The organism is Vibrio sp. Vb1574, assembly GCF_033338675.1.
Genome location: NZ_JAWOTC010000099.1, coordinates 1 through 2,140, shown reverse-complemented (window position 1 = coordinate 2,140; position 2,140 = coordinate 1). Strand labels below are relative to the sequence as shown.

Here is a 2,140-nt window from a genome sequence, read left to right as displayed (position 1 = left end):
GCAAGTGGGAACCAGTCCGGAGCGTTCGGCAAAATCAAAGGTTCAAGGTCTAGGCTTTGGTTGTTTGTTGTCATTATTATTACTGCTTTATTGAAAACTGCTTTGTAAGGCCTGTTAGCTTAATTGCTGAATCAAAGGCCAACCACTTGATAGCGTGGTAAATGGAATAGCCATCGAATGACACTGTTGTTTGATGGATTCTTGGTGTTGAGTAAAGTGTGTTTCGAGCGCTTTTCTTTGTCCTGTTGAGCCGAAGTTGAACCATTGGCTACGACGGCCATCAGAGGCTTTTGCTTGGCCACGAAAGTCGGTTTCTCCTCTTTCCAATGGGTCGTAAAACTGAATGGCTCTCACGCTGTTGTGTTGTTTAAGGCGACGCAGTTGCGTTAGCTCTCTTTCTTCTACATGTGCAAAGTCACTGAGTAGAATCAGTTCACTGCCTTTTGGCGTGAGTGTGTGGAGTGTTTCTAACACTTGCGAATATGGCATTGTTCGAGTCTCATGATTTGGATCTTGATTCAACTGCGCGTTATGGGTATCAACGATAGCATTGAGAATCCGTAGCCCCTGTTTTTGCAAAGAGGAAGGGCGAAATTCTAAGCATTGATGTCCATCATCAATCACTGCGCCAATACGATCCTTTTTGGCTAATGTGAGCCAAATAAGAACACTGGCGAAATGAGCGAGTTGTACTGACTTCAATACGTACTTTGAGCCAAAGTGAAGGCTTGAGCTGAGGTCGAGATACAAAATCACCGCTTGTTCTTTGTCTTCCGCAAACAATTTAGTGTGTGCTTTTCCGGTGCGCGCTGTGACTCGCCAGTCGATGCTGCGAATGTCATCTCCGGCTTGATACTGGCGCACTTCCATAAAGTCCATACCACGACCTTTTTGTCGGCTCGTATGGTTGCCGCTCATCTGCGACCAAATGCTTTGTGCCGGTGGCAACCAACGTACCGACTGCGTGCGATATTGAAGCAGTTCTTCTAGTGTTAATGTCACCCCATTCGCATGAGGCGGTAATGGATGGTTTGCAGACATGTCACTCACCCGCTTTATGCGCTGCCAACCAAGCTTAGCAACTTATCGATGACTTGATTTGCCGTTACGCCTTCTGCTTGAGCGTGGTAGCTGAGCAATAATCGGTGACGTAACACTGGGTACGCCATTGCTTGGACATCTTCAGGAGAGACAAAATCACGACCTGCTAACCAAGCATGAGCACGAGCGCATCGGTCAAGGGCGATGGTTGCACGCGGACTGACACCCATTGCTAGCCATTTATCCAACTCACTGTCGTATTCGCTTGCTCGGCGTGTTGCCATCACCAAACGCACAATGTATTGCTCAATGGCTTCTGCCATGTGGATGTCGAGCACTTCTTGGCGTGCGGTGAAGATGTCTTGCTGACTCAAGCTTGGGCGCTCAATAGAGCATTCACCTTTTGCTTCACCACGATTGATCCGCAAGATCGCTAATTCATGTTCTGCATCTGGGTAATCCACTTCTAAGTGAAGCAAAAAGCGATCGAGCTGAGCTTCTGGAAGAGGGTAAGTACCTTCCTGTTCTATCGGGTTTTGCGTCGCCATGACCAAGAATAGCTCAGGCAGTGCGTAGGTGTGGCGACCTGCGGTGACTTGCTTTTCTGCCATCGCTTCAAGCATTGCGGCTTGTACTTTGGCTGGCGCACGGTTGATTTCATCCGCAAGAATGAGTGAATTGAAAATCGGCCCAGATTGGAATGTGAACTCGCCCGTTTCTGGGCGAAAAATATCCGTACCGGTTAAATCGGCAGGCAGCAAATCTGGGGTGAACTGAATGCGATGGAAGTCGCCTTCTACGCAATCAGACAGTGATTTTACGGCGCGAGTTTTAGCAAGTCCCGGAGGACCCTCAACCAAAATATGCCCGTCAGCAAGAAGGGCGATCAACAGTTGTTTAACCAGATCATGCTGGCCAATGATCTGAGACTCTAAATAGTGCTGAAGAGTTTCGAAGTTAGATTTATGCATGCTTTGGACTCTCGATATCCATTTGATTTTCGTTTTGAGTATTGGTCATTGCCAATCAGGAAAAAGTTCCTGTTCGCTCTCGAAATTTATCTTTTCAATATTGGGGCAAAGAAAAGGATTGCAAGCGA

At 47.3% G+C, this 2,140-nt stretch carries 2 protein-coding genes and 1 pseudogene; all 3 read right to left on the bottom strand.

All coding sequences use genetic code 11. The annotated features are described in order from the left end of the window. Window positions 1-74 (bottom strand): annotated as a pseudogene (locus R7O12_RS23770) (DUF4381 domain-containing protein); the annotation flags it as partial. Window positions 75-114: 40 nt separating this feature from the next. After that, window positions 115-1,041, bottom strand: coding sequence for a DUF58 domain-containing protein (locus R7O12_RS23765; RefSeq protein WP_318126488.1), 927 nt, complete (start codon window positions 1,039-1,041; stop codon window positions 115-117). A 14-nt stretch (window positions 1,042-1,055) separates the two neighbouring features. Next, window positions 1,056-2,012 carry an AAA family ATPase gene (locus R7O12_RS23760; protein WP_005499739.1) on the bottom strand — a complete coding sequence of 319 codons (957 nt, stop codon included), beginning with the start codon at window positions 2,010-2,012 and terminating at the stop codon, window positions 1,056-1,058. Window positions 2,013-2,140 lie beyond the last annotated feature (128 nt).

Coding starts and splice junctions, on each gene's coding strand:
- R7O12_RS23760 (WP_005499739.1), bottom strand. CDS start 2,012: ATGCATAAATCTAACTTCGAAACTCTTCAGCACTATTTAGAGTCTCAG.
- R7O12_RS23765 (WP_318126488.1), bottom strand. CDS start 1,041: ATGTCTGCAAACCATCCATTACCGCCTCATGCGAATGGGGTGACATTA.